This window comes from bacterium, assembly GCA_035307765.1.
Lineage (GTDB): Bacteria > Sysuimicrobiota > Sysuimicrobiia > Sysuimicrobiales > Segetimicrobiaceae > Segetimicrobium.
In genome coordinates, this window is record DATGHU010000005.1 from 160,982 (window position 1) to 182,445 (window position 21,464).

General features: G+C 60.4%; 24 protein-coding genes and 1 pseudogene. 14 read left to right on the forward strand and 11 right to left on the reverse strand.

Features of this window, described 5'->3' with window-relative positions:
* Positions 1-177 precede the first annotated feature (177 nt).
* The 4 genes from VKV57_01265 to VKV57_01280 all read right to left on the reverse strand — a co-directional run bounded on the left by VKV57_01265 (position 178) and on the right by VKV57_01280 (position 3,235).
* A complete protein-coding gene (locus VKV57_01265; GenBank protein ID HLW58533.1) occupies positions 178-1,011 on the reverse strand; it encodes a DUF1989 domain-containing protein in 834 nt (277 codons plus the stop codon).
* A gap of 430 nt (positions 1,012-1,441) precedes the next feature.
* A complete protein-coding gene (locus VKV57_01270) occupies positions 1,442-2,155 on the reverse strand; it encodes a thioredoxin family protein (protein HLW58534.1) in 714 nt (237 codons plus the stop codon).
* Positions 2,156-2,385: 230 nt separating this feature from the next.
* The gene (locus VKV57_01275; GenBank protein HLW58535.1) at positions 2,386-2,841 is read right to left on the reverse strand and encodes an SRPBCC domain-containing protein; all 456 of its coding nucleotides are present in this window, start codon (positions 2,839-2,841) and stop codon (positions 2,386-2,388) included.
* A 34-nt stretch (positions 2,842-2,875) separates the two neighbouring features.
* Positions 2,876-3,235: a metalloregulator ArsR/SmtB family transcription factor gene (locus VKV57_01280; protein HLW58536.1), complete on the reverse strand. Its 360-nt coding sequence runs from the start codon at positions 3,233-3,235 to the stop codon at positions 2,876-2,878.
* Between the two features lie 188 nt (positions 3,236-3,423).
* On the opposite strand from VKV57_01280, the gene VKV57_01285 reads away from it, so the two are divergent.
* From VKV57_01285 to VKV57_01305, 5 genes are all read left to right on the forward strand, one after another.
* The gene (locus VKV57_01285) at positions 3,424-4,401 is read left to right on the forward strand and encodes a catechol 2,3-dioxygenase (GenBank protein HLW58537.1); all 978 of its coding nucleotides are present in this window, start codon (positions 3,424-3,426) and stop codon (positions 4,399-4,401) included.
* Between the two features lie 252 nt (positions 4,402-4,653).
* Positions 4,654-5,475 (forward strand): alpha/beta hydrolase, encoded by an 822-nt coding sequence (locus tag VKV57_01290; protein HLW58538.1) that lies wholly within the window; start codon positions 4,654-4,656, stop codon positions 5,473-5,475.
* 331 nt (positions 5,476-5,806) lie between these two features.
* The gene (locus VKV57_01295) at positions 5,807-5,989 is read left to right on the forward strand and encodes a hypothetical protein (GenBank protein ID HLW58539.1); all 183 of its coding nucleotides are present in this window, start codon (positions 5,807-5,809) and stop codon (positions 5,987-5,989) included.
* A 92-nt stretch (positions 5,990-6,081) separates the two neighbouring features.
* Positions 6,082-6,594, forward strand: coding sequence for a DUF1697 domain-containing protein (locus VKV57_01300; GenBank protein HLW58540.1), 513 nt, complete (start codon positions 6,082-6,084; stop codon positions 6,592-6,594).
* A gap of 118 nt (positions 6,595-6,712) precedes the next feature.
* Positions 6,713-7,477, forward strand: coding sequence for a nucleotidyltransferase domain-containing protein (locus tag VKV57_01305; protein ID HLW58541.1), 765 nt, complete (start codon positions 6,713-6,715; stop codon positions 7,475-7,477).
* A gap of 123 nt (positions 7,478-7,600) precedes the next feature.
* Here VKV57_01305 and VKV57_01310 read toward each other — a convergent pair whose 3' ends face one another.
* A complete protein-coding gene (locus tag VKV57_01310; protein ID HLW58542.1) occupies positions 7,601-8,245 on the reverse strand; it encodes an isoprenylcysteine carboxylmethyltransferase family protein in 645 nt (214 codons plus the stop codon).
* 387 nt (positions 8,246-8,632) lie between these two features.
* On the opposite strand from VKV57_01310, the gene VKV57_01315 reads away from it, so the two are divergent.
* The 3 genes from VKV57_01315 to VKV57_01325 all read left to right on the forward strand — a co-directional run bounded on the left by VKV57_01315 (position 8,633) and on the right by VKV57_01325 (position 11,134).
* Positions 8,633-9,115, forward strand: coding sequence for a DinB family protein (locus VKV57_01315; GenBank protein HLW58543.1), 483 nt, complete (start codon positions 8,633-8,635; stop codon positions 9,113-9,115).
* 57 nt (positions 9,116-9,172) lie between these two features.
* A complete protein-coding gene (locus VKV57_01320; protein ID HLW58544.1) occupies positions 9,173-9,457 on the forward strand; it encodes a hypothetical protein in 285 nt (94 codons plus the stop codon).
* 1,389 nt (positions 9,458-10,846) lie between these two features.
* Complete coding sequence (locus VKV57_01325) at positions 10,847-11,134, forward strand: hypothetical protein (GenBank protein ID HLW58545.1); 288 nt, start codon at positions 10,847-10,849, stop codon at positions 11,132-11,134.
* A 398-nt stretch (positions 11,135-11,532) separates the two neighbouring features.
* Here VKV57_01325 and VKV57_01330 read toward each other — a convergent pair whose 3' ends face one another.
* From VKV57_01330 to VKV57_01340, 3 genes are all read right to left on the reverse strand, one after another.
* Positions 11,533-11,805, reverse strand: a complete 273-nt coding sequence (locus tag VKV57_01330; protein ID HLW58546.1) for a DUF1905 domain-containing protein — start codon at positions 11,803-11,805, stop codon at positions 11,533-11,535.
* Positions 11,806-12,017: 212 nt separating this feature from the next.
* Positions 12,018-12,233, reverse strand: a complete 216-nt coding sequence (locus tag VKV57_01335; GenBank protein ID HLW58547.1) for a hypothetical protein — start codon at positions 12,231-12,233, stop codon at positions 12,018-12,020.
* A 56-nt stretch (positions 12,234-12,289) separates the two neighbouring features.
* Complete coding sequence (locus tag VKV57_01340) at positions 12,290-13,216, reverse strand: protein-glutamine glutaminase family protein (protein ID HLW58548.1); 927 nt, start codon at positions 13,214-13,216, stop codon at positions 12,290-12,292.
* A 1,470-nt stretch (positions 13,217-14,686) separates the two neighbouring features.
* Here VKV57_01340 and VKV57_01345 point away from each other — a divergent pair.
* The gene (locus VKV57_01345; protein ID HLW58549.1) at positions 14,687-15,442 is read left to right on the forward strand and encodes a dienelactone hydrolase family protein; all 756 of its coding nucleotides are present in this window, start codon (positions 14,687-14,689) and stop codon (positions 15,440-15,442) included.
* 20 nt (positions 15,443-15,462) lie between these two features.
* Positions 15,463-15,747 (forward strand): DUF6295 family protein, encoded by a 285-nt coding sequence (locus VKV57_01350; protein HLW58550.1) that lies wholly within the window; start codon positions 15,463-15,465, stop codon positions 15,745-15,747.
* A 457-nt stretch (positions 15,748-16,204) separates the two neighbouring features.
* Here the strand turns inward: VKV57_01350 and VKV57_01355 are convergent, their stop codons facing one another.
* Positions 16,205-16,462, reverse strand: coding sequence for a hypothetical protein (locus VKV57_01355; GenBank protein ID HLW58551.1), 258 nt, complete (start codon positions 16,460-16,462; stop codon positions 16,205-16,207).
* Positions 16,431-16,595, reverse strand: a pseudogene (locus tag VKV57_01360) (DUF1905 domain-containing protein). Before VKV57_01360 ends, VKV57_01355 begins: the two are co-directional and overlap by 32 nt.
* A gap of 156 nt (positions 16,596-16,751) precedes the next feature.
* On the opposite strand from VKV57_01360, the gene VKV57_01365 reads away from it, so the two are divergent.
* The 4 genes from VKV57_01365 (at position 16,752) to VKV57_01380 (ending at position 21,132) form a co-directional block, all read left to right on the forward strand.
* Positions 16,752-18,053, forward strand: a complete 1,302-nt coding sequence (locus tag VKV57_01365) for an IS256 family transposase (GenBank protein ID HLW58552.1) — start codon at positions 16,752-16,754, stop codon at positions 18,051-18,053.
* A gap of 242 nt (positions 18,054-18,295) precedes the next feature.
* Entirely contained in the window at positions 18,296-18,967 is a 672-nt protein-coding gene (locus VKV57_01370) for a hypothetical protein (GenBank protein ID HLW58553.1), read from the forward strand.
* Positions 18,968-19,513: 546 nt separating this feature from the next.
* A complete protein-coding gene (locus VKV57_01375) occupies positions 19,514-19,879 on the forward strand; it encodes a hypothetical protein (GenBank protein ID HLW58554.1) in 366 nt (121 codons plus the stop codon).
* 734 nt (positions 19,880-20,613) lie between these two features.
* On the forward strand, positions 20,614-21,132 hold the full coding sequence (locus VKV57_01380) for a cupin domain-containing protein (GenBank protein ID HLW58555.1): 519 nt from the start codon (positions 20,614-20,616) through the stop codon (positions 21,130-21,132).
* Positions 21,133-21,172: 40 nt separating this feature from the next.
* Here VKV57_01380 and VKV57_01385 read toward each other — a convergent pair.
* Positions 21,173-21,464, reverse strand: a 292-nt coding sequence (locus VKV57_01385) for a transposase (GenBank protein HLW58556.1), incomplete at its 5' end; no start/stop codon positions are given.

The following is a 21,464-nucleotide window of genomic DNA, read 5'->3' on the forward strand; positions in this document are numbered from 1 at the left end:
GAAGGAGGAACACTGCCAGCACGGCACCGGGTCGCCGGCGCCTCACCTCACGGCAATCGTTTGAGCACCCGCCCTCCGTCACATGCGGCCACTCCGGCAAACCGAATTGCCGGGCACCACGACTTCCCGGCCGATTCGGCTCCCGTTTCGAGCAACGATCTCCCGGGCCGAGCGGAGTTAGGAAGAGGGGAATTTGAGGCCGTGGACCCCGCGATAATCCGCGGGGGGCAGGGGTGTCCAACCTGACAGCAGTTCAGCCGCCGGGCGATATACCTCCACCGCCAGAGGCCGGCAGGTCGAGAGAGGATCACGCCGTTCCGGCCCCCACATCGGTACGGACAAATCTCCGTGCGGGCATGTGGAAATCGCACAGAGTAAATCCATCTCCGCGAAAAACTCAAAGAAATCCCCGGTCTTTGCCGGGCTCCCCTTGGCAAAGTACCGCCCGTCGCGCCTCAATCCGGTGACCATGAAGATGTTCAGCACATCATGCACATCAAATTCGGTGAGGCGATACGGGGCTACGGCGCGCACCAAATTCGAGTGGCAGGAATAGTCAAATTCTTCCCCGTTCAGCATTTTGTGAACGTAGGGGTCACACCGCGTCCCAAGCAGGTCATGGCATCCCGCCCCGTCCGCGTCGATCCCATAGCCGACAGTATCGTTTGTGATTGTCAGCATCGGTCGGAGGTACGGGAGACACGACCACAGCCGATCAAATGTCGTGACGTGCGTGCCGTGCAGCTGCCGAGTCCTGGCCGCCCAGAAGCGCTCGCGCGGATTGTGGCGATTCCAGGCATTAAAATCGGCCACCTGCGGGCCCTCGATCACGACAATGCGGCATAGGTGGCCGCCGGGAACGGTCCAGGCCTGTCCGGACCGGCGCGGGACAACCATTCGCTCAACGAGGGTGCGTTTGCCGATATCGTGGGCGAGCCTGTTGTAGAACGTTTGGTCGACGTCAAGCGGTGTTCCCGGGTTGCGATCATAGAGAGCCCTCGGTTCGACCACGATGCGCCTCCTCGGAGCGGACCTGGCGGGCTTGCGTACCCGTTGGCATGACGGGGGTCGACCCTTTTCCACCTGGACGGAAGGCGATCAGATCCGCGGCCCACCCCCCACCCTCCTTTTACCGCCATGAGCCTCGGTCCCTCTCATGCGGCACAATTGCGCGTTCGTCATGCGGTGATCGGAGCGGCACCAACAACATGCCTCACGATGCCGACCGCCTATGGGAGCGTGGGGTTTTGATGTTACGCATTTCACGTACCGCATTCCCATGGGTGACAAATGGAACGAGCGACAACCAGAACAACAGGCGCAGATCCCCTCGAGATCTTTCCGTCGATACGATACACCCACCTCACCGCCTTCTGTTCCCTATCGCGCCCGCAGGCGGCTTCTTTGCCGAGAAGTTGGCTGTTTGCCGTTCTCCTTCAGATTAGCGCCCGTATTCATCGTGACGACGCACCCAGTACGGGCCCCGGCCGCCTTCGTCTCGACCCTTTGGCACTAGGTCAAGGTAGTGATAGTCTACATTGAGCATGTCGATGCCCCGGGCGTAAGCCGAATACGTGTGGAATACTCCGCCCGTTGCGTCCTTGAAGAACACGCTGACCCCCTCTCGCTCCGATACCCCCGGATCTTGTATCGTGAAGTTGTAAAAAGCCGCTGCCCTCGCCAACTCCTGCGGCGTGAACGATACGTGGTAGTCGGAATTGAAATCGGTCTCCGCCGACGAGACCCACTTGAAACCCCAGCTCATCCGCTTCCGGTACGCCGCCAACGTGCCGTACGATACCCGAGACACCGCAACCATAGTGACATCGCGTTGGTTCAGATGCACAATGACTCCATTGAAGTTGTCGGCCCAACGCGAACAGTGCGGACATCCTTCCTTCCAATCCGGGGCAAACATGAAGTGGTAGATAACCAGCTGGCTCCTCCCGGCGAAGAGCTCCGACAACGTCTCCTTGCCGTTCGGCCCCTCGAAGGAGTACGGTTTGTCGACGCGCTCCCAGGGCAGGTCGCGCCGATCCTGACTCAACTGGTCGCGCAACCGTGTGAACTCCTTCTCTTTGACCAGAAGCCGCTTACGCGCCTCGATCCACTCGTCCTTGGACACCACAGCATGATGACCTGTCATGTCGACCATAAGTACCTCCCCCTAGGTACCAACCATGTCTCTTTGTTGGAGTGCAAATCAAGCGGAAATCCACTCATCGTCCTTGCAGTGACTGGATCACCATCTTACCGAAGGAGCTGAATCATACCGAGTTCCATCCAGCGCGCGGCGTTTTCCCACAAACAACGGGATCGCGGCCTTGCGGTTATGCGCGCCCACGTGACCCGGCTCAGTCCTCGGCTTTTTCCCGGCCAGCGTCGTCAATCGCCTCGAATCGGTGAGCGTCGGGCGAGATAGCGGGCGAGTTTATCCACGATCTGCCCCCATCCTCCCTGGTGACGCTTTACCTCATCGGCGTTGGCGAAGCGCTCGTGCGTGAGGACGAGTTCGCACGCACTGCCGCGCTCGAAAAGCTCGACAGTGACGAGCGTCGGTTGGTTGCCGGTGGTTTTGGAGATCCACGTAAAAGCGAGTTTCGACGGCGGCTCGACCACCAGATATTCCCCCGTATGGTCGATCGCGCGGGTGCCCTTCATGACGATCCGATACGTACCCCCGCCACGGGGGTCAAGCTGCGCTTCGGCCGTGACGATTTCTCCGGGGCACATCCACTCGCCAATGCTCTTCGGGTCGATCCAGGCCGCGAAGACCTCTTCGCAAGACGCCTGAATGACTTTGCGTATTACAAGCCGATCTCGTCGCTCCTCCTCAGCCACCACACGGACCCCCGACGCGAGTGTGTCCCACCCCTCATCCGGTCTGCGCGCCGCGTCGATCACGTTTTCGCTTGGCAACGACATGTCGTTCGAGCGCCTCCAGCCTCGCCTCCCAGAACGCGCGGTGGTGCTCGAGCCAATCCGTCGCTGGGCGCAGTGCCCTCGGCTCAAGGTGGCAGTAGTGTTCACGGCCCACCACTACCCGGCGGATCAGTCCGGCGCGTTCAAGTGTCTTGATGTGCTTCGAGATCGCGTTGAGGGAGACCGGAAATGGTCGAGCGATCTCTGTTACCTTTGCGGGCCTCCGGGCAAGCGCAGCGAGAATGGCGCGCCGCGTCGGATCGGCCACCGCTGTGAACACCTGATCGAGCAGGCCCGGATTATATTCAACCATATGGTTGAAGTATATCCTGGCCCCCGCCGTCCCGTCAAGCTTGTGCGTAAGAATCCCTAGTGGCTCAGCGGCCCCCGGAGGGTACGCCTCGAGGGGATTCACCCTCGAGATGTCGAACACGACCAAACGGTCGCGGAACTGCAGAAAGGTCTGCGGCGATCGGGAGTATCCGGGGAGAAGGCGCAGCCATGCGCACGACCGGCGTTGAACCCATCCAGGATGTCGCTCATCTCGCCCATGTCGAAATACAGACTCCCCGGATGAGTGAGACGCTTGCGTTCTTCACGACGGTCATTGGCCTTCAGGAGAGTCGCCGCGAAGGCGCCTCCGTGTTTCTGCGGGCGTGGGGAGATTACTACCATCATACCTTGAAGATCACGGAAGCCGACCAGGCGGGATTGGGACACGTTGCGTGGCGGGCGGTCAGCCCTCAGGCCTTGGAGCGTCGAGTGAAAGCCCTGCACGACGGTGGATGGGGGCGGGGGTGGATCAAGGGGGACATCGGTCACGGTCCGGCGTACAGGTTCGTCGATCCAGCCGGGCACCCCATGGAGATCTTCTACGAGGTCGAGTGGCACGAGTCACCCGCAGCGTCGCATACCAGGTTAAAGAACCAACCGGACCGGCGTCCCATCACCGGCATCGGGGCCCGGAGGATTGATCACGTCAACCTGTCAGCCAAGGATGTCCGGGCAAACAGCCAGTTCATGCAGGAATGCATGGGGTTCAGGCTGCGTGAGCACATCGTGCATGATGGGCTTGAAATAGGCGCGTGGCTGAGTGTCACGCCGCTGGTACACGACATCGCCTATATGCGTGACGTTTCAGGGGCCGATGGTCGTTTCCACCACGTCGCCTTTTGGCTGGATGACTACGGCGACCTCATCCGGGCGGCCGACATCCTCAGAGAATCTGCCGGGCACATCGAGGCCGGTCCCGCAAAACATGCCATCACGAACGCTTTGTTCCTGTACCTCTACGAGCCGGGCGGAAACCGCCTGGAGCTGTACACAGGCGGATACCTGATCTTTCCCCCTGATTGGCGCCCCGTGACCTGGACGAAGGAAGATCAAGATCTACGCGTCTGGTGGGGTGGCGATCTGCCTGAAAGCTTCTTTACTTACGCAACGCCGGTGGCACCGGCGAAGGCCAACCTTCCCGCTTAGCCTGTATCCATTGGGACGCCGGAACCCGTCGTAACCAAGGGGATATCTGCCACCCCCAGTTCTCCTGGGGGCTTGCGGGAGATGATCCGACCCGCGACGATGCAGGTTCCCTCATCGTCCATCAGCCCCAACCCCCGCCGGAATGCACCCACACCTGTATCCTCCGCTGCCCCGGAGTGGGTACAATTGAAACCGTTGAATGCTTCGCTCGTCGTGGCCGCACGGCCAACGGATCGAAGTCGGGGGCGCATCATGAAGATCAACGGGGAAACAATCTGCTGTGAAGTTGAAGGGCAGGGTCCACCCGTCGTGCTCATCCATGGGTGGACCTTGAACCTCCGAATGTGGGATAGGCAGATGAAGGCATTGAGCCGACGGTTTCGGGTTATTCGCTATGACCGTCGAGGCTTCGGCAAATCCAGTGGGCGTGAGGACCTCCAGTGGGATGGGGCGGATCTCGAAGAACTGCTTGATCATCTCGACATTGACAACGCGCATATCCTCGGCATGTCTCAGGGCGGCAGCGTTGCGCTCCGGTTCGTCCGAACTTTTCCCGCCCGGGCGCGCTCTCTCATCTTACACGGCAGCATCCCGCCGGAGGGCTATCCGCTACCGTGGACGGGGCCCGATCGCATCCCCATGAGCGAGTGGCGGTCTCTTGTGAAGAAATCGGGACTCGACGCTTTCCGCCGAGACTGGAGCACTCATCCGATCATGCGAGTCCCGGACGACCGTCACGACGTCCAGGTGGCTCTTGCAGACATGATACAAGCGTATCGCGGTGAGCGCTTTCTGAACCCTGCAAAACCCTCCGGTCCGATCGGGCCCGCCACCATGGATGACCTTCCGCGTCTCACCCTTCCCACACTGGTGGTTATCGGCGAGACCGACGTCCCGTATCTCCAGATTGCCGCGCGCATGTTTGCGTACTATTTGCCAAACGCGCAGATGGCTGTGATTCCAGGTGGTGGACACATGATCAACTTGCTAGAACCTGAGCGGTACAATACCACGATCCTTCGCTTCCTTGAGAACACTCAGATCACCGGGGGCGAGGCCGGAACCTTCAAGTGATGATAATGAATCACCCGCATTCTCTCCCAGGCAAGGCCCGACCGAGAGAGCGTCCCCTTGCGCACCCAGCGCAACGCCCCCCGACTCGGAATAAACTGTGCATGTAGCTGGCGCCTCACTGCCTCAAGACAGGTCAGCAAAGAGACGTTCAGTGGGGCGACGGTGCGTATCCGGCTTCCCCTATTCTCTTCATGAATTCCGCATGAGTTCTTGGCGGAGTTTTCACACTAGCCCGCTATGATCAGAGTCGGGATATCCTTAGAGCGCATTACCGGATGTGGGAGGGCACCAACGACGTTAACCCATATTCCTTGCGCGGGGAGGTTTCGTCATGCGCTTTCGTTGCCCAGAGTGCGGGGCTGAAACCGAGGTCATCCTGAAAGAGGGAGAAGAGGTTGTCTCTGTGTACTGCCTCAAACACAAGGGCGGGGCGGACGCCCACATACGCCCCGTTTACATGAGCAGTGTCCCATCGGCGGCCACCAAAGCCGTGCCGGAGGTGGCCTTTGCCTAAGACGCCGTGCCATTAATCATGCGCCGACAGGAGGGCCTTCGTCCTACCTACCTGCGGTCGCTAACGGAGCATACCTGTTATGCTTTCGGCAGATGAAAAGCTACGCGGCGTTCCTCCGGGGCGTGAGCCCGATGAACACGAAGATGCCGGAACTCAGGCGGGCATTTGAGGCCGCAGGCTTCACGGACGTAAGGACGGTTCTCTCGAGCGGGAATGTGGTCTTCAGTGCGCCGCCGGCGTGGGAAGCAGCGCTCGAGCGCAAGACCGAAGCGGCGATTAAGAAGCACCTCGGTCACGCACACCTCACCATCGTGCGCCCGATCGATGCGCTCCGCAGGATGCTTGCGACGAACCCCTACAAGTTTTTCCGACTGAAGCCCGGCTCGAAACGAGTCGTCACGTTCCTGCGCGGGAATCCGCATGCCCGGTTCGCACTACCGATCGAACTTGATGACTCGCGCATTCTTCACAGGAAAGGCGGGGAGGTCTTCAGTGCCTACGTCCCAGGTCCCGACGGACCCGTGTTCATGAGACTCATCGAGAAAACCCTCGGCAAGGATCTCACAACGCGCACGTGGGAAACGGTTATGAAGGTCGCAAAGTGAAAAGAAGTGAGTCGACCTTCGCGCCGCGTACCGCCGCTAGGGAGGGAGCGTCACGACCAGCGCATCCATTTAGCGCGCAGGTTCCAGAACGTGTTCGGACGAAGACTGTCTCGGACGGATGTTTACGGTTGAGGAGCGCGATCGGGTCCGACACGCCATCCTGAAGATGGCCCACGCGGATCCGCGAGTGGTCGCGGGTGCGATGATCGGCTCGCTCGCGCTGGGCGCCGGCGATTCCTGGTCGGATCTTGACCTCGGCTTCGGCCTAGTGGATGGGTCTTCACCCAGCGACGTACTTGCGCAGTGGACGTCGAGACTCGAGCGAGAGTTTGGCGCGGTTCATCTTTTCGACTTGCCGTCACTGTCCACCATTTACCGCGTCTTCCTATTCCCCGGGTGTCTGGAGGTCGACGTGTCAATGACTCCCGCCTCAGAGTTCGGAGCCCACGGACCCAAGTTCAAAGTGCTCTTCGGCCGCGCCGTTGAGCGGCCTCAAACCGTGCGGCCGCCGGCGGAGCATCTGTTCGGGTTGGGCGTTCACCACGCAGTACGCGCGCGTTTCTGCGTGGCCCGAGGCCGGTTCTGGCAGGCCCAGTACTGGATCGGCGAAGTCCGCAACCTGGCGCTGTCGCTGGCTTGCCGTCGGCGCGGGCTCGAGGTGCGCCAGGGTAGAGGCTACGATGAGCTTCCGGCGGAGATTTTGGCCACCTTCGAGGAAACGCTGGTACGGTCCATGAATCCGGGAGAGCTCTTGCGTGCCTTGGGCCACGTTGTCGGGGGACTCCTGCGCGAAGCGACCGAGGCGGCGGAGTTGGCGTCAAAGGTTGAAGGCCACCTAAGTCAGTTAGCGTCTCCGCGTTTCGTGGGACGGCTGAGTGACTAAGCCTGCCTTAGTCACGGCCGCGACCCCCGCAGCATGCCGCCCTCCTTCAGCAGACAAACGTGGCCGCAGAGTGGGCGGAGGGCGCTGAAACAAGATGGGCCTTCGCTTGCCCTTTTCACCGCTCTAATAGAGTCCCGGAATCAGCCGTGATGTCCGGGCACGGTAGGCATCGTACTCGTCGCCGAACTGCGTGCGTAGCAGTCTCTCTTCCGCATGGATGCGCGCGAGTATCGGCGGGATAGTCAGCGCTGTTAGTAGCACACCAATCCCCGAACGGAAGGCCAGACCCCATCCTAGCGAGTTGACGAGCAAACCCAGGTAGCTAGGGTGGCGGATGACGCCATAGACACCGACGGTGATCAAGGTGTGCCCGGGTTGGATCGCGACCAGCCCGCTGAACTGTCGGCCCAGCACGAAAACCGGCCAGAGCCGCAGCGCGCCCCCGACGGCGAAGAGAAGAACCCCAAGCCAGCGAATGCTGTCGCCGTCAAGGACCCAGAACTCCATGCGGTCCGTCCAGGCCGGCACATAGCCACCCAGTAGCCCGATCAGCGCAAACGCAGCAAGGACCCAGCGGTTGGAACGATCTTCGCGCTCGCCGGGGCTCAAGTTCCCGCCAGCAAATGATGCCACGCCAGATAGAATTAGGAGTGCAATGGCGAGCGCGATCAGCGCCCGGTGAGAAAAGAACGCCATAAACCCGCCCCAACCAAGCACGGCCAGGCCCAGAAAGGCAGCGGTGCCCACAATGATCAGCGTAAAGCGCACGGTCGGTCTCAATCGTCAAGCTATAGGCTATCACAAGGGGGCACGGGTGTCAGTCCACCGAGTGGCTAGCCCGGTCAACACGGCGCCTCGGCCGATTGTTAAGCTTATAGGGGGAACGGGACTTCCTTCGGTGAATCGCGATACACGCGACGACCTGGCTAGGGATCGAGCGCGGGCCTGCTCACGCTCACCGGCCGGCGGCGCCTGTCGATGTTGAGGCCCATGATCGACCCAGCGGGTGTGCCGGTTGTTGAGCGAGCCTTCTCAATGGGGGCCGCAGGATCCCCGGTGACGTTCCCGATCGCCGGATGATAACATTCATTGAGGCGCGCTGCTGCCATGCCATTCCTACACCGCGCTAGGCGGACGGAACCGGAGGGAGCCGAGATGATCACGCGGACAATGCTGACCGACCAACTCGACTTGTATCACGCGCGTCTGGAGATGGCTTTAGAGGGCATCACGGGCGAGGATGCACGCAGGGTCGTGGCCAAACCTCTTGCGCCGATCGTCTGGCAGATCGGACATCTGGCGGTCGTTGACGCCATCTATGTCCAGCGAGGCGGTGGATCCTACACGGTGCAGCCAAGCTACGACACCCTGTTCAAGCCGGGGACAGGTGGGGAGGCGGAGTATCCGCTGCTGGGTGAAGTGTGGGCGGCATTTTCCGACGCCCACCAGGCCCTGCGGGCTCTCGTCAAAGAAGCGGATCTAGCCAGGCCGCTCCAGCACCCCGCCGGCGCCTACACCAGCGTGGGCGGGATGCTCCTCTATGCCTGCTACCATCGGGGCTACCACGCCGGCAAGATTGGCACGCTGCGCGCGCTACTCGGCAAGCCACTCCCCATGGTGCCGCCGGCAAGACGGTGATGTTTAGGCCTAAATCCGCCACCCTCAAAAACCGTCCTCGGGGTCACTCCCGCTGCGATGAGCTGGCCACTCAACTTCTGGCTCACTGACTTCGAAGTGCAGGTCCGCGTGGGCCGTTGGGTCGTGCGCCGCGTCGCCTTCTCTGATATTCGGGAGGCGAGCGTGGCGACCGGGCTGCGCGTCCCGCTCTGGAACGAGCACTGGTGCAATTTCTGGCCACTCCGCTATGTTGTCCTCCAACGGCGGAGCGGGTGGATCGCGACCTTCATCATCAATCCGCCCGACCCTGAGGAGTTCCTGGCTGACCTGGCCCGCCGCGCTTCGCTGCCGCGGGACGGTTGATGGACGCTCCCGCCGAACGAGGGCTGGACCAAAATCGGGCCCCACGCGCATACCCCTCGCTCGCGTCCGCCACGCCGCAACGAAGACGGGGCCAGGTCGGTCAGAAGCTCCCGTAGCTTAGAACATCGCCACTGCGCCCTCAAATTTTGCGCCGTGGCTACGTGACTACTTATCGCGTGTTCTAAGGATTCGGCTTGTCTATTGCGGTTTTGATTCGTCGTATGAGAGGGAAGCTGGGTCGGGCTCGTTCACTGACAATTTCGGAGATATGAGCAGCACTAATTCCTACCCTCGCGGCTAGTGCAGATAGGCTCATCCTTCGCACCCTGCACCACAGCTGAATGTCCATTCTCAGCTGGTGGAGAGATTCTTCTTCTGCTTGAGGGATGTCGACTTTCAACTTCACCGTGGCCGATGGTGCAGCGTCGGCTAGGTCCTAGCCTACCCGAATAACATCAACTCAAGGTGAAGGCCGCGTGAAGGAAAGTTCAGATCATCAGGGTCAAGAATCATCCGGAATGTAGATGCCACCTGGGCTCGGGTCCCGCATCCACGTTGATCCAGTCCCCTATACGCCGGTTGGCTCAAAAGTTGAATGCACAGCGGAGGTCGCCGACGTTGGCATCCCGGCTGTGAGCGGCAGGCGGTTCCAGCGCCGTTCGATCAGCCTCAGAATCGCGATTGTGTCATACTTGGAGTGTGATCGATGAAGTGCCGTTTCGCGTGAGGCGAAATGATAACCGTCACCCGGGCGCCCGGAATCCTATGCAACGAACCAGTTCCAGTCTGTCATGGGAAACCCGCCGATCCCCGAATCCACTGGTCGCATTGGTTCGACTCCCGCAACTTCTATCCATACTTCAGTGCAAGCCGAGCATCGGTCACGGATAGAAGCGTTATGCCCTCGATGAGCGCGAGGATCAATGGAATGAATGTTCAGAAAAACACAATGTAACCCGCCCCCCTTGGGTCGGTTCACCAAGGTAGACTCCGCATGCGACCCCGCTACGCTGCGACGCATGGCCCTGGTGTAGGCCGGGGGGCCGGAAACATGCGCCGGAGACGGCAAGACCCAAGGTCTGCGCTGATAAGGCCCCATGCTGACTTCGCTTCTCTGGTTGAATAAGCGTAGAATGAACTTGTTTCCCCCTTACTCGACGATAATTTCCTCGGCAATCAGTCAGCCGCCCGAATCTTCACTACCCCGTCGATTGTGGTCTGGACGAAGTAGCGGCGGGTTCGGAACCAATTGGGGCAAGCGGTGATCACTGATCGCGGTCGCGACTACTTGGTGAGACGGGGCCTGGAGGCATCATACGTACCATCACCGCACTAGGAAATCGGCACCGACAGACAGACTCCCTGTAGGGAGATGGAGGTAGGAACCATATGCATCTGAGCGCACGGCGGTACGAGAATGTGACCAATCCTCGCGAACTGGGGCGGCACGTCAGCGAGACCTTTATCCCGTTGATCAGCGCGGTACCCGGGTTCATCGCGTATTATTTCACCGATGCTGGGAACGGTACGATGGTCTCCACCAGCATCTTTACGGACAAAACGGGCGCTGAGGAATCCAATAGGGTAGCAGCGGAATGGGTCAAGAAGAATCCGAATGTGCTTCCGACTGCCACGCGGGTGACAACCGGGGAAGTGCTCGGGCAAAAGGTCAAATAGGCCAGGAAATCGGTTGCGAGATGACGAGGGCCGGGAACACTCCGGCCCTTCTCTCTTCGCCGACTTGAAACAAGCTCTGTGGTGGCCCTCGCTGGACTTGGAGGAAAGTTTCGGAAACGCTGGTGCCGGGAAGGGGGATTTTTGCGTTTCCGAAAGCCCGATTGCGATTGGATGGTAGCCTGATGTCCGGTACCAGGAGGGCTACCACCGCTGCCTCAACCGTCAGGACCAAAAGCCTCATGCCTGTACTCGCTTTCGAGCATGAGATCGTACTCGCATCGCTTTGAAAGCGGATCGGGGCCTCCGCCACCTAAGCGTTCGGGATCCCACCCCCGAAAGGCGGGCTACATACGGTGGTCCTGAGCTGATGGGGCCTTCAGGATTGTCCCACTCTGACCTTACCCGATCCGCTCCTCGAGCCTTACGGTCACACTATCACCCGCCTCTTTCCCAATGGCCTCTCGTACATCCGCCTTTACGGGCAGCATGTGTCTGCCATCCCCCATGGCCATAAACGCACTGTGGAATGGATAGCCATTGATCGTGCCCCGCACCTTCACGAGACCCCGCGTCCCGAAAAATTTGACCGATTCAGGCCACACTACGTATGTCCACGCTCCCCTACTGCGGCCTTTTTCTAGGGTAGCTGTGAATCGTTTGATTAACCTCATAACCCCCTCCCACCCCACTCTCCGCCGACAAGGCCGCTGGTTCGTTTCAAAACGGGCTTGTCCCTGTTCGTTCGGCAGTGGCGGCTCGAAGGGAACGGAAAGCCTCCGGTCATTGTTTCAAAATACCCAACGGGAGTGACTCGGGATGAGTAAAGTCTTGTGATTCCGAACAGAATCATCGAGTCCGGAAAGTATTGGCGTTACCCTTTTTCCTAGTCGCCCGCCCGCACATCCTGGATAACGGAGCCCTCGGGAGAATCCATCATCACGTGCACAGTCCGTCGATTCTCCCTCGCCTCGTGCAATTGTCTCAAAATCTCATCAAACTTTCGATTTTCCCGCAGCAACGCGTAAAACCGCGCCGACTCCGAAAAGGCCACTTCCACCGAATCCTTGTCCTTTCGATCGCGTATCAGGACAACCGTCATCTGCCGGTACTCCCGCTTGTCCCGCCGCTTCGCCCCCCCCAGTTCGTTGTCTCCGGCTAGCACGTGACCGACTTCTGATACGCAAGTAGTGTCGCATCTGTCGCGGTGTAGTTCGGATCCGTTGTGAACGCGGTCCAGCCGCCCGCCGGAGTGTAGGCCGATCCGGGCTGGATCGAATACAGCGACACATGGGCGTACGGGCTGCAATTCTTATTCTCCTGCGCTGCCAGCCACGTGCTAAGCAACACCGGCTTGTCGAACATCCCTGGATCGATCACCAACAGCAGCACTGCCCATCTTCCCAATCGCACTCGTACCAGTGGCGCCACGTGATACCACCACGTCACGCAACATCCGCCCCACTTGTTCGCCTGCACCGCCAGCGCATCATTTCCATACACTGCAAAGCTGAAAATCTTTTCGCAACAGTAGCGGTATTTCGTCGTGATGATCCAGCGCATCTTGTGCGCGCGTGCATAGCAGCCATCAATCACGTACTGAAACGGGATGCACGGCGACACTTGGAACGGTCCTCCCAGGCTGCACGTCTGCTTCGCGCAATAATCAAAAATCCTTTTCGCCTTCTGGTAGTTTGGGATGATCCGCCTGCACTGCCGGAAACAGCGCACTCTCCGATGATGATCAACCACATTGAAAACCGTCGGGTCAACCGATGCCACATTCAGCCGTTGAGTTTTCTCCGGCCTCTCCAACAAGGTGCGGTTCCGGTGAAATTCTTCTAACTCCCTGCGCGAGGGCTCCGCGGTCCTGTGAATCACTCCATCCCGCGTGCCAATTTGTGCCTTTACCGGCAACTTCTTCAGCAGCCCATCCTTGAGCAGCGCGGCCGACGCCCGTCTGGCTTTCCCACTCACGGCCAGTGTGAAAATCGCCTGCTTCTCGCTAAAAAGGTACTGCGTCTCTCCCTTGACCTTCCGTATCATAGCAAGCGTCAGGATCCCAGTCTCTTTCGTGGATGGCATCGCCCTACCCCCTACTCTTCACTATTGGATGCCCGTTCTATCCAGGATTTCCGCCTGTAAAGTATCCGGATAGCGGAGAGACGCGCCCCAGCGTCGTACATCGCTCAGGACCGCGAGATGCTGCACCGATGGTCTATGCGTCGGTACTGGCACGATCCGGTCTCAGTCGCTCCTCGGGTGTGCCCATGTCTCAGCCTCTGCCTCATCCTCCAGCCTCTCGTCAAGACTTTTCGAGTTGAGGGGGGTGGGGCCCTTTGGTGTATCCGGGACAGTCAGATCTTTCTGATAGAAGGTTGGAAGATAGTGTTGACGAGTTGCGATTAAGCCCCCGCGAGGGTGTCCTGCATCGCCCTCTCGATGTCCCCCCATAATATGGGAGTGCTCATATCTGCTCTAATTCAGATGAACAGTAGAGGTTGCGTTCTGTTGGACAAAGCTCGCGCAGCACATCATATTGCGTCGAGAGGGTTGGCGTCTGGTTGCCGAACTCCAAGGGGATCTCCCCGGCCTGTTAGAGTGGACACGGAATTGTATAACCAATGGTCCCGGGAGGAGTCTCATATCGCACCGTACCATACCGCCGAGGTCGAGAAAGAGGGGTTGATTTTCCCACAGGAGGCCCGCGTCCTGCTTGCACCCAAGTAGCAAAGGAGCCACCGCGTCGTCACGGTCACACGGCGGTTGTACGTTGGTGCAGCGCGCGCGGGGGAAGCAGGCAAATACCGCGTTGCTTGAGAGCCGCGGCTCGAGTTGGTGCCGGCGCAATAGGGTGCAATATGCTCTGGTCTGGAAAAATCAGGGAGGGTCGGGCGAGCGCGGCGGACGAATAATACTCTCGAACCCTGGCGTTATCCACAGCTCTGGAGGATATTGTGCCCCCCACCATCGCCTTCAAGCTGCACACGGAAGACCGACTGGCCCACATCGAGACTGCGCTCCGAGAGGCGTTGGTGAGCCTACCTGGGCTGCAGATCAACGCGCATGAAGTGGGCTTCGTTCCGGTCCTGAAACCCGACGTTTTCCACGGGATGATCACGCGAATCAACATCGATTTCTGGGAGCGCCGCGAGCGAACGAAAGAAGGTCCTCAGGAACTCACGGCGCGCTTCGCCAAAGCATTTCAGCGCGCCGCTGGAACGGACAGACAAGGGAAACGCGATGAGACCGCCGTACGACGTCGGGAAAATGCGCTGGGTTTCGGTCTGATCGCGCGTCCCCCCCCTCTGTGCCCGCCGGGTTTGGTCTGCCCAAATCGGACCCGAGGGAGTTGCGATTCGGGGTCGTTCACTTCGTCCCCTTGGAAGACGCTGACAAGTTAGTACCAGCGTCCTCGCTTCACCTCGTCGACCAAGAGGCGTTCCGTGCCCTGCAAAACGGAACGCCCGAGGAGATCAACGGACTCTTCAACGGGAGATCGCCTACTCTGGTCACATGTATGCGTGAGGCACGCAGATGACAAGAGGAGGGGCCATGTACCAGACTGACATGTATGAAGGGATGTTTGCAGAGACCGTCACGATGCACGGCGCTGGCGGGGACGTTATCAACGCCTACTTTGCCCGCCCCCTGGGCCCTGGCCGCTTTCCTGGCGTGGTGTTGATCCACCACCTGCCCGGCTGGGACGAGTGGTACCGCGAGGCCACGCGCAGGTTTGCACATCACGGGTATTCCGCGCTCTCTCCCAATCTTTACTTCCGCGACGGCCACGGCTCCCCTGAGGACGTCGCCGCGAAAGTGCGCGCAGCAGGCGGCGTGCCCGACGACCAGGTCGTGGGCGACGTTGGAGGAGCAATACGATTCCTGCGCTCGCTCCCCTACATCAACGGCAAAGTGGGTGTCTTCGGCACCTGTTCGGGTGGCCGACACGCGTTTCTCACGGCGTGTCGGGCGAAAGGCGTTGACGCGGTCGTGGACTGCTGGGGCGGTCGCGTAGTAATGTCTCATGAGGAACTCACGCCCAAACAGCCCGTGGCCCCAATCGACTACACCAGGGACCTCTCCTGCCCGCTCCTGGGCCTCTTTGGTGAGGAGGACAAGGGCCCCACGCCCGAACAGGTGATCCGCCATGAAGAGGAACTCAAGAAGTACGGCAAGACCTATGAGTTTCACATGTATCCCAATGCGGGCCATGGTTTCTTCTACTATGATCGGCCGGCCTATCGGCAGCAGCAGGCGGTGGACGGCTGGGGAAAGGTTTTCGCCTTCCTTCAGAAGCACCTCGGTTGACAGCGGAGAGGAGACCGACAATGTGCACCATGATCGTCAGGCAGGTGGACGTCGAGGGCAGAGGCAAGGGTGGGAGCGGGTGGTTCATCGTGCGCCAAGCCAACGTGTCCTATGACCACCCTTTCAGCCTCCCGCTGGAGCACGCTTTGAATATCGACTTTGTGAATGAGGCGCAGGGGCCGGGCGTGCGGGTCGCTGTAGAACTCACGGTGGAGTCGGCTCGCACCCTGGTTGAGACGATCCAGGCGGTGCTTAGGCGGGCCGAGGCGGGCGGATACTTGGAGGAGGGCCAGACTCATGCCTGACTTCAAGTTCCCCCCGGGCGACGGGCGAACCCGCATCCGCGGCGTCCCGCGCCCGTGCGGCTCGGACGTAACAAAACTGGGCAAGACTGAAGGGAGGTCTGAAGCGGAAATCTACACCCCGAACTCCAACGCGATCTCCCGCACGTCTTTGGGCACCCTGGCCATGCCAGACACTTGGTCCGCGACATAGTGTAGAGCGCCTGCGCGCTTCACCGGAACGTAGTTGGCCACCGGCTTCCGGGGGGGTGGAACCGTCTCTCGAGCTCGCAGCGGATCCACCATAACAAGCGGGACCAATGTCCCAGGACGAGCTGAAATTTTACCTGGGTAAGATCTGGCGCTCGCTCTTTCCCAATGGGAGGATCCCCAAAATGGCATGCATCATCTCATGCCAGTACTTGCCGTTCCGCACCGCGTCGGAGCCTATCTGTTTCATCGTTCGTCCTCCTGACTCGATTCACCAGGTACGAGCGCTCCACGGCGCCGCTTGCCGAGACCGTCTTGGGGGGCCTTCGACGGCAATGCGCCCGTTGACAAGGACGTACGCGTAGTCGGCGATACGGAGGGCCATGTTGCCGTTCTGCTCGACGAGCACGACCGTTGTCCCTTCATCACAGATGGCCCGGATCCGAGCGAAGATCTGCCGCTTCACGATCGGCGCCAGGCCCAGGCTCGGCTCGTCCGGCCATAAAAGAACTGCGGAATGGATAGCCATTGATCGTGCCTCGCACCTTCACGAGGCCCAGAGTCCCAAAGAACCCGACCGATTCTGGCCACACTATGTATGTCCACGCTCCTTTACTGCGGTCCTTTTCTAGGGCAGCGGTGAATCACGCGCTTAATTTCATAACCCCCCCTACTCCACTCTTTGCCGACAAGGCTGCCGGTTCGTTCCAAATCAGGGGTGATGTGTTAGAGTTCCTGTAAAAGTTGACGGCCTGGGCTACCCTACTGGTGTCGGCAAACACCAGCTCCCCGAGGGGAGCAGAAGAGGAGCCCAGACCATGCCTAGGATAGCACCGAGCCAGCAGATCCGGGAAGAGATCCACCGCCTGCTCCAGAACGGCGTGCCGGAGGGCCAGGACGTGACGGGAGTGCTGCTGCGGTTGGGGGCCCAGCGGTTGGCGCAGGAACTGCTCGAGGAAGAAGCCACGGACTTCCTCGGGCGGGACCGCTACGTCCGCCACCGCAGCCCCGACCCCCATCGCGGCTACCGGAACGGCTACGAGCCGGGGCGGGTGCGGACGGCCGAAGGGGAAATTCCGCTGCAGGTTCCCCAGGTGCGGCAGACGCCGGCCCCCTACCAGTCCCGCCTCCTCAGCTTCCTCCGCGGCCATACGGACGTCCTGGAACGGTTGGTGGCCGAGATGTACGCCCGCGGCTTGTCGACCCGGGATATCGCGGACACCTTCCGAGACGTCACCGGGGCGTGCCTGGTGAGTGCCAGCGGGGTGAGTACGCTCACCGATCGGCTCTGGGAAGACTACGAGGCGTTCACCCAGCGCGACTTGTCCGGCTTTGCGGTGGAGTACCTATTCTTGGATGCGATCTACGAGTCGCTCCGGCCTCAGGGCGGCGGCCAGGAGGGCCTCGTGTGCGCCTGGGGTATCCTCGCGGACGGCCAGAAAGTGTTGCTGCACCTGACGCTGGGCAATAAGGAAAGCCACGACTGCTGGCTCGGGAGGCTCCGGGACATGGTCCGCCGCGGCCTGCGCTCGCCGGTGAGCATCACCAGCGATGGAGCGCCAGGCTTGCTGCGGGCTATTCGGGAGACCTGGCCCCACAGTCTGCGGATCCGCTGCTGGGTCCATCGGATGCGAAATGTCTTGGATAAAGTGCCTGATGCGGCGCGAGCTGAGGTGAAGGCCCACTTGGTGGCACTCCGCGATGCGCCGACCCTCGAGGTGGGGCGGCAGACCGCGACGGCGGTCCTGGCGCGCTTCGAGCGGGCCTTTCCGACGGCCATGGCCTCGCTGCGCGACGATCTCGAGGCAAGCTTGGCGCACCTGCGGCTCCCGATCGCGCATCGGAAGTGTGTGCGGAGTACGAACCTCATCGAGCGGAGCTTCGAGGAAGAACGCCGGCGCACCAAGGTCATCCCGCGCTTCTTCGATGAACGGAGCTGTCTGAAGCTGGTGTACGCGACCCTGGTGCGCGCGAGCCGCCGGTGGCAGCGGATTCGGATCACGGATGCCGAGCGGGCACACTTGAGGCGCCTCCGGCAGCAACTCGCGATCCCCGTTCAGCAGACCACACCCGCACGACGAAAGGAGGGCAAGCGTTCAAAGGAGGCCATTGCAGCATGACCCAGGTCGGCACATTTTTACAGGAGATCTGACACTTGACCCAAATCAGGTTTGCGTAACTAATCGGTTTTAGTAGAGCACAGTAGGCAATCGTCGCGCTACAAGGGTGGCATCAGCCCAGACGTCCCATGAATGTATCTCAACTGAACTAGTCCGACCCACTGCTGGGTACATAGATAGTAGTGCCCAGCGGGGAGTTGTGGGTACGCTGAAGACGATAGGAGGTACATATGCGCATACCAATGATCCTTGTACTTGCCGTCATTCTGATCCCGGCCCTTGGGCTCGCCGGGGTCGGTCAATCCCAGGCTCAAACTCTGCAAGTTTCGCCGGTCCCGATCTGGGGGCTTGTTTTGGGGACGATCATCGTCGCCGGGCTCCTCTACCTAGTAGTGCACAGCCCGGATGGTGGCTACTATCGGTATCCTTACTATGGCGAATACTACCACCATTACTACCGCCCGCAATACCGACCGTACACAGGCTTCTATCCCGCGTCCGCACCGGTCATCATAGTCGCACCGACGATTGTCGGGGTCGTGCTTGGGGTCGTCGTCGTCAACCATCTCGAATACGTTCTGACACGTGACGCATACGGACATCTATATCGCTATCCTTACTACGGCCCCTACCGCCAGGTCTACTATCGGCCGACGTATCGACCGTACACGCGAACCTTCCAGGATGCACCGGTGCGGGAGGGTGATCGCCACTGGGACACTGACAAGAGAAATCTTGCACCGGTCTACCAGCGGCCGCAGCGGCAGCCAACCCCAGCCTACCAGCAGCCCCAGGGGCACCCCAATCCAGGCCAAAATGGTGATCGGGGCAACTCGGGAGGATCCCGCCACCCCCAGGAGAAGTGCGGACACCCCCAGGAACAGCCCTGCTCCAACAACACACAGCATCAGTAAGATTCAGCATTCTGGAGGTCAATCGTGATGCTAGTAACCAAGCGGCGTGGTTCTAGACTCCTCTGCCTATCACAAGGTGCATCGCTTCCTGATTTGAAACGAGCCTTGCGGTCGCTCCGGGCTTAGGATCAGAATCGTGCTGAGGAAGCGGCCGTGGGGCGAGGCCGCGCGACCGAGCGCATCAGGAAATCAAAGATGAAGAAGACCTCTCACTAGGAACCAGACCGAGATTCCGCGTGCGCGCCACAGGCGGTAGGATCGGCTCCCCGCATGTGCCCCCCTACGCTACGACGCGTGGCTCTGGTGTGGCCGTGGGACCGGAAAACATGCGCCAGAGACGGTAAGGCCCATGATCCGGCTGATGAGGCCCCATGCTGGCTTCGCATGAAGGAGAGTTTCGGAAACGCTGATGCCGGGGGGGATTTCGTCATTGGCGCACTGGCCCATGGTGGCCGGGGTGGTCACGCAGGGGGAGCCGACGAGTCGGGGGCCCCCGTCTTCGCTTCCCCCGCAGGACGCGCCCACCGTTCCGCCGAACCGTCGGCCATGGCCCGGTTCTTCAACGCCATCGTTAGCGACGGGCGGCTCAACGTTGCCGGCCCTGCGGGACCCCACGACGGGTCAGGTTCTTCCACGAACCTGATGTCGATGGCGCCGTTTCCGGTTCAGTTCGCAAGATCGCGACCAAGGGTGAACCTTAACCGCGCGATTCAGGATTCGCACAACAGCCCGACCTCGCTCCCGCGCCTGGTCGACGAGACCCTGATGGACGCGGTGCGCGCACACTGGGAGCAAGGTCGCACCGTGACAGCGATGCTGTCCGGAGATAACGGAAAGCAGATCTGGAAAGAGATACTCAAGGTTAGAAGGCAGGATCTGCAACGTCGGGGGCGGGAGATGGAACGAGACTGAAATGGGCAGACAGGTAGCGGTCGTGCTTTACGTGGTGGCGATGGCAGCCGTCATAGTCGGTGTAGATTTCGTGTTCTTCAGGAATCGACTCTGGGAACGGCTGACGGTGAATATTGGCATTGTCTTGGTGTTCGCAGCTTTCTACTTGAGATTCCTTAGGCGTCCATGAACAAGGCGCGATAGCGCCCTTTCGCTGCGATTGTGCAGACGCACTTCGCACTCGCTAACAGACGAGCGATCTACGCTAACGTCCTCTGCCCGGCATGGGGTCCTGGATGCCTCGCAAATACATCGATCGTAGCGAGAAGAATGGCTGCGACGAACAGATGACGAGATTTCAGTTGCAAGGCTCCGGTTTTGGCTGCTGTTTAGCGCTCCCACCCTCACGCCGCCACATGGAAGCGCGGCCGTCGTTGCGGAGGCGCAGCCCCAACATGCGCGCCAGCGCCGCCTCGCACCCTCATGCGCCTCGCATGGCACGCAATTCCTCATTGCTGGGGCGCATAGACGACGCGGCGGCGAACCGCCATCATGACCAGGGATGGATTATGGGAGTCGCGCATACGAACCGTCTCGTTCGTACGCCTGAGGCACACTAAGGCCGCCACTGTCCCGAATCCAGGAGCTTCAGGACGCCACACGGGCCCTGACCCGGGCGCTCAGTCAGCAAATCGAACAGGATGCCAAAAAGGTCGCCACCCAACCTGAAAGCGACGGATGAGGACCAGCGCCCTATGGTGGGTGGCGGAGGCCACGCGACCATCTCCCACACCGTCGAGGCGCAGCTGCTGGCGATGCACGTCGGGAACTGTACCAGAGGACTCGAAAGGAAGAAGCGCGTGGGGCGACGGAGAACTAACGTTGCGGTGCAAATGATACCGGCTATAGCGGCTGCGGTGGAGGCGTTAGAGATGAGTTCGCGGCAGGCGCAGAGTAAAATGCCCATCGCGGAAGTCGTCAGCATGATCGACCTTGTCAAATACCAGGAAGGAGCCGTTGTCAGCCGGACGCTTGTGAACTGCTCGACGGGAACGGTCACGCTGTTCGCTTTCGATGAGGACCAAGGCCTAAGTGAGCATACAGTTCCGTTCGACGCACTTGTACATCTACTCGAGGGCGAAGCGGAGATTACGGTCTCTGGCACTCCGCTCCGGGCGACGGCAGGCGACGCGGTTCTCATGCCAGCACATCAACCTCACTCGTTGAAGGCCCTCAGCGCATTCAAGATGTTGCTGACGATGATCCGGTCATGAGCAATGCGGACCGAGCTTTTGTCAAATGGTGTGGAAATTCTCAAGCGGCGGCCCCTCGCTTCGATGCCTTCGTGACTTCAATCCCGTTCACGAACTGAATTCCATCCAGCACCTTGGCCACCAAATGCGACGCATCGAGTCGCCGCCAGCGGTGGCCCGCACGCTGGACTAATTGGAACACCAAGTACAGCCCCGCCCGCGCTGTCTGCATGCGGCGGGTGGCTCGAGTTCGCAACCGCACCTGGGCGAAGATCGACTCAATCGGATTGGACGTGCGCAAACTCTTCCAGTGGTCCCGCGGGAAGTCGTAGTAGGCGAGCAGCTCATGCTGA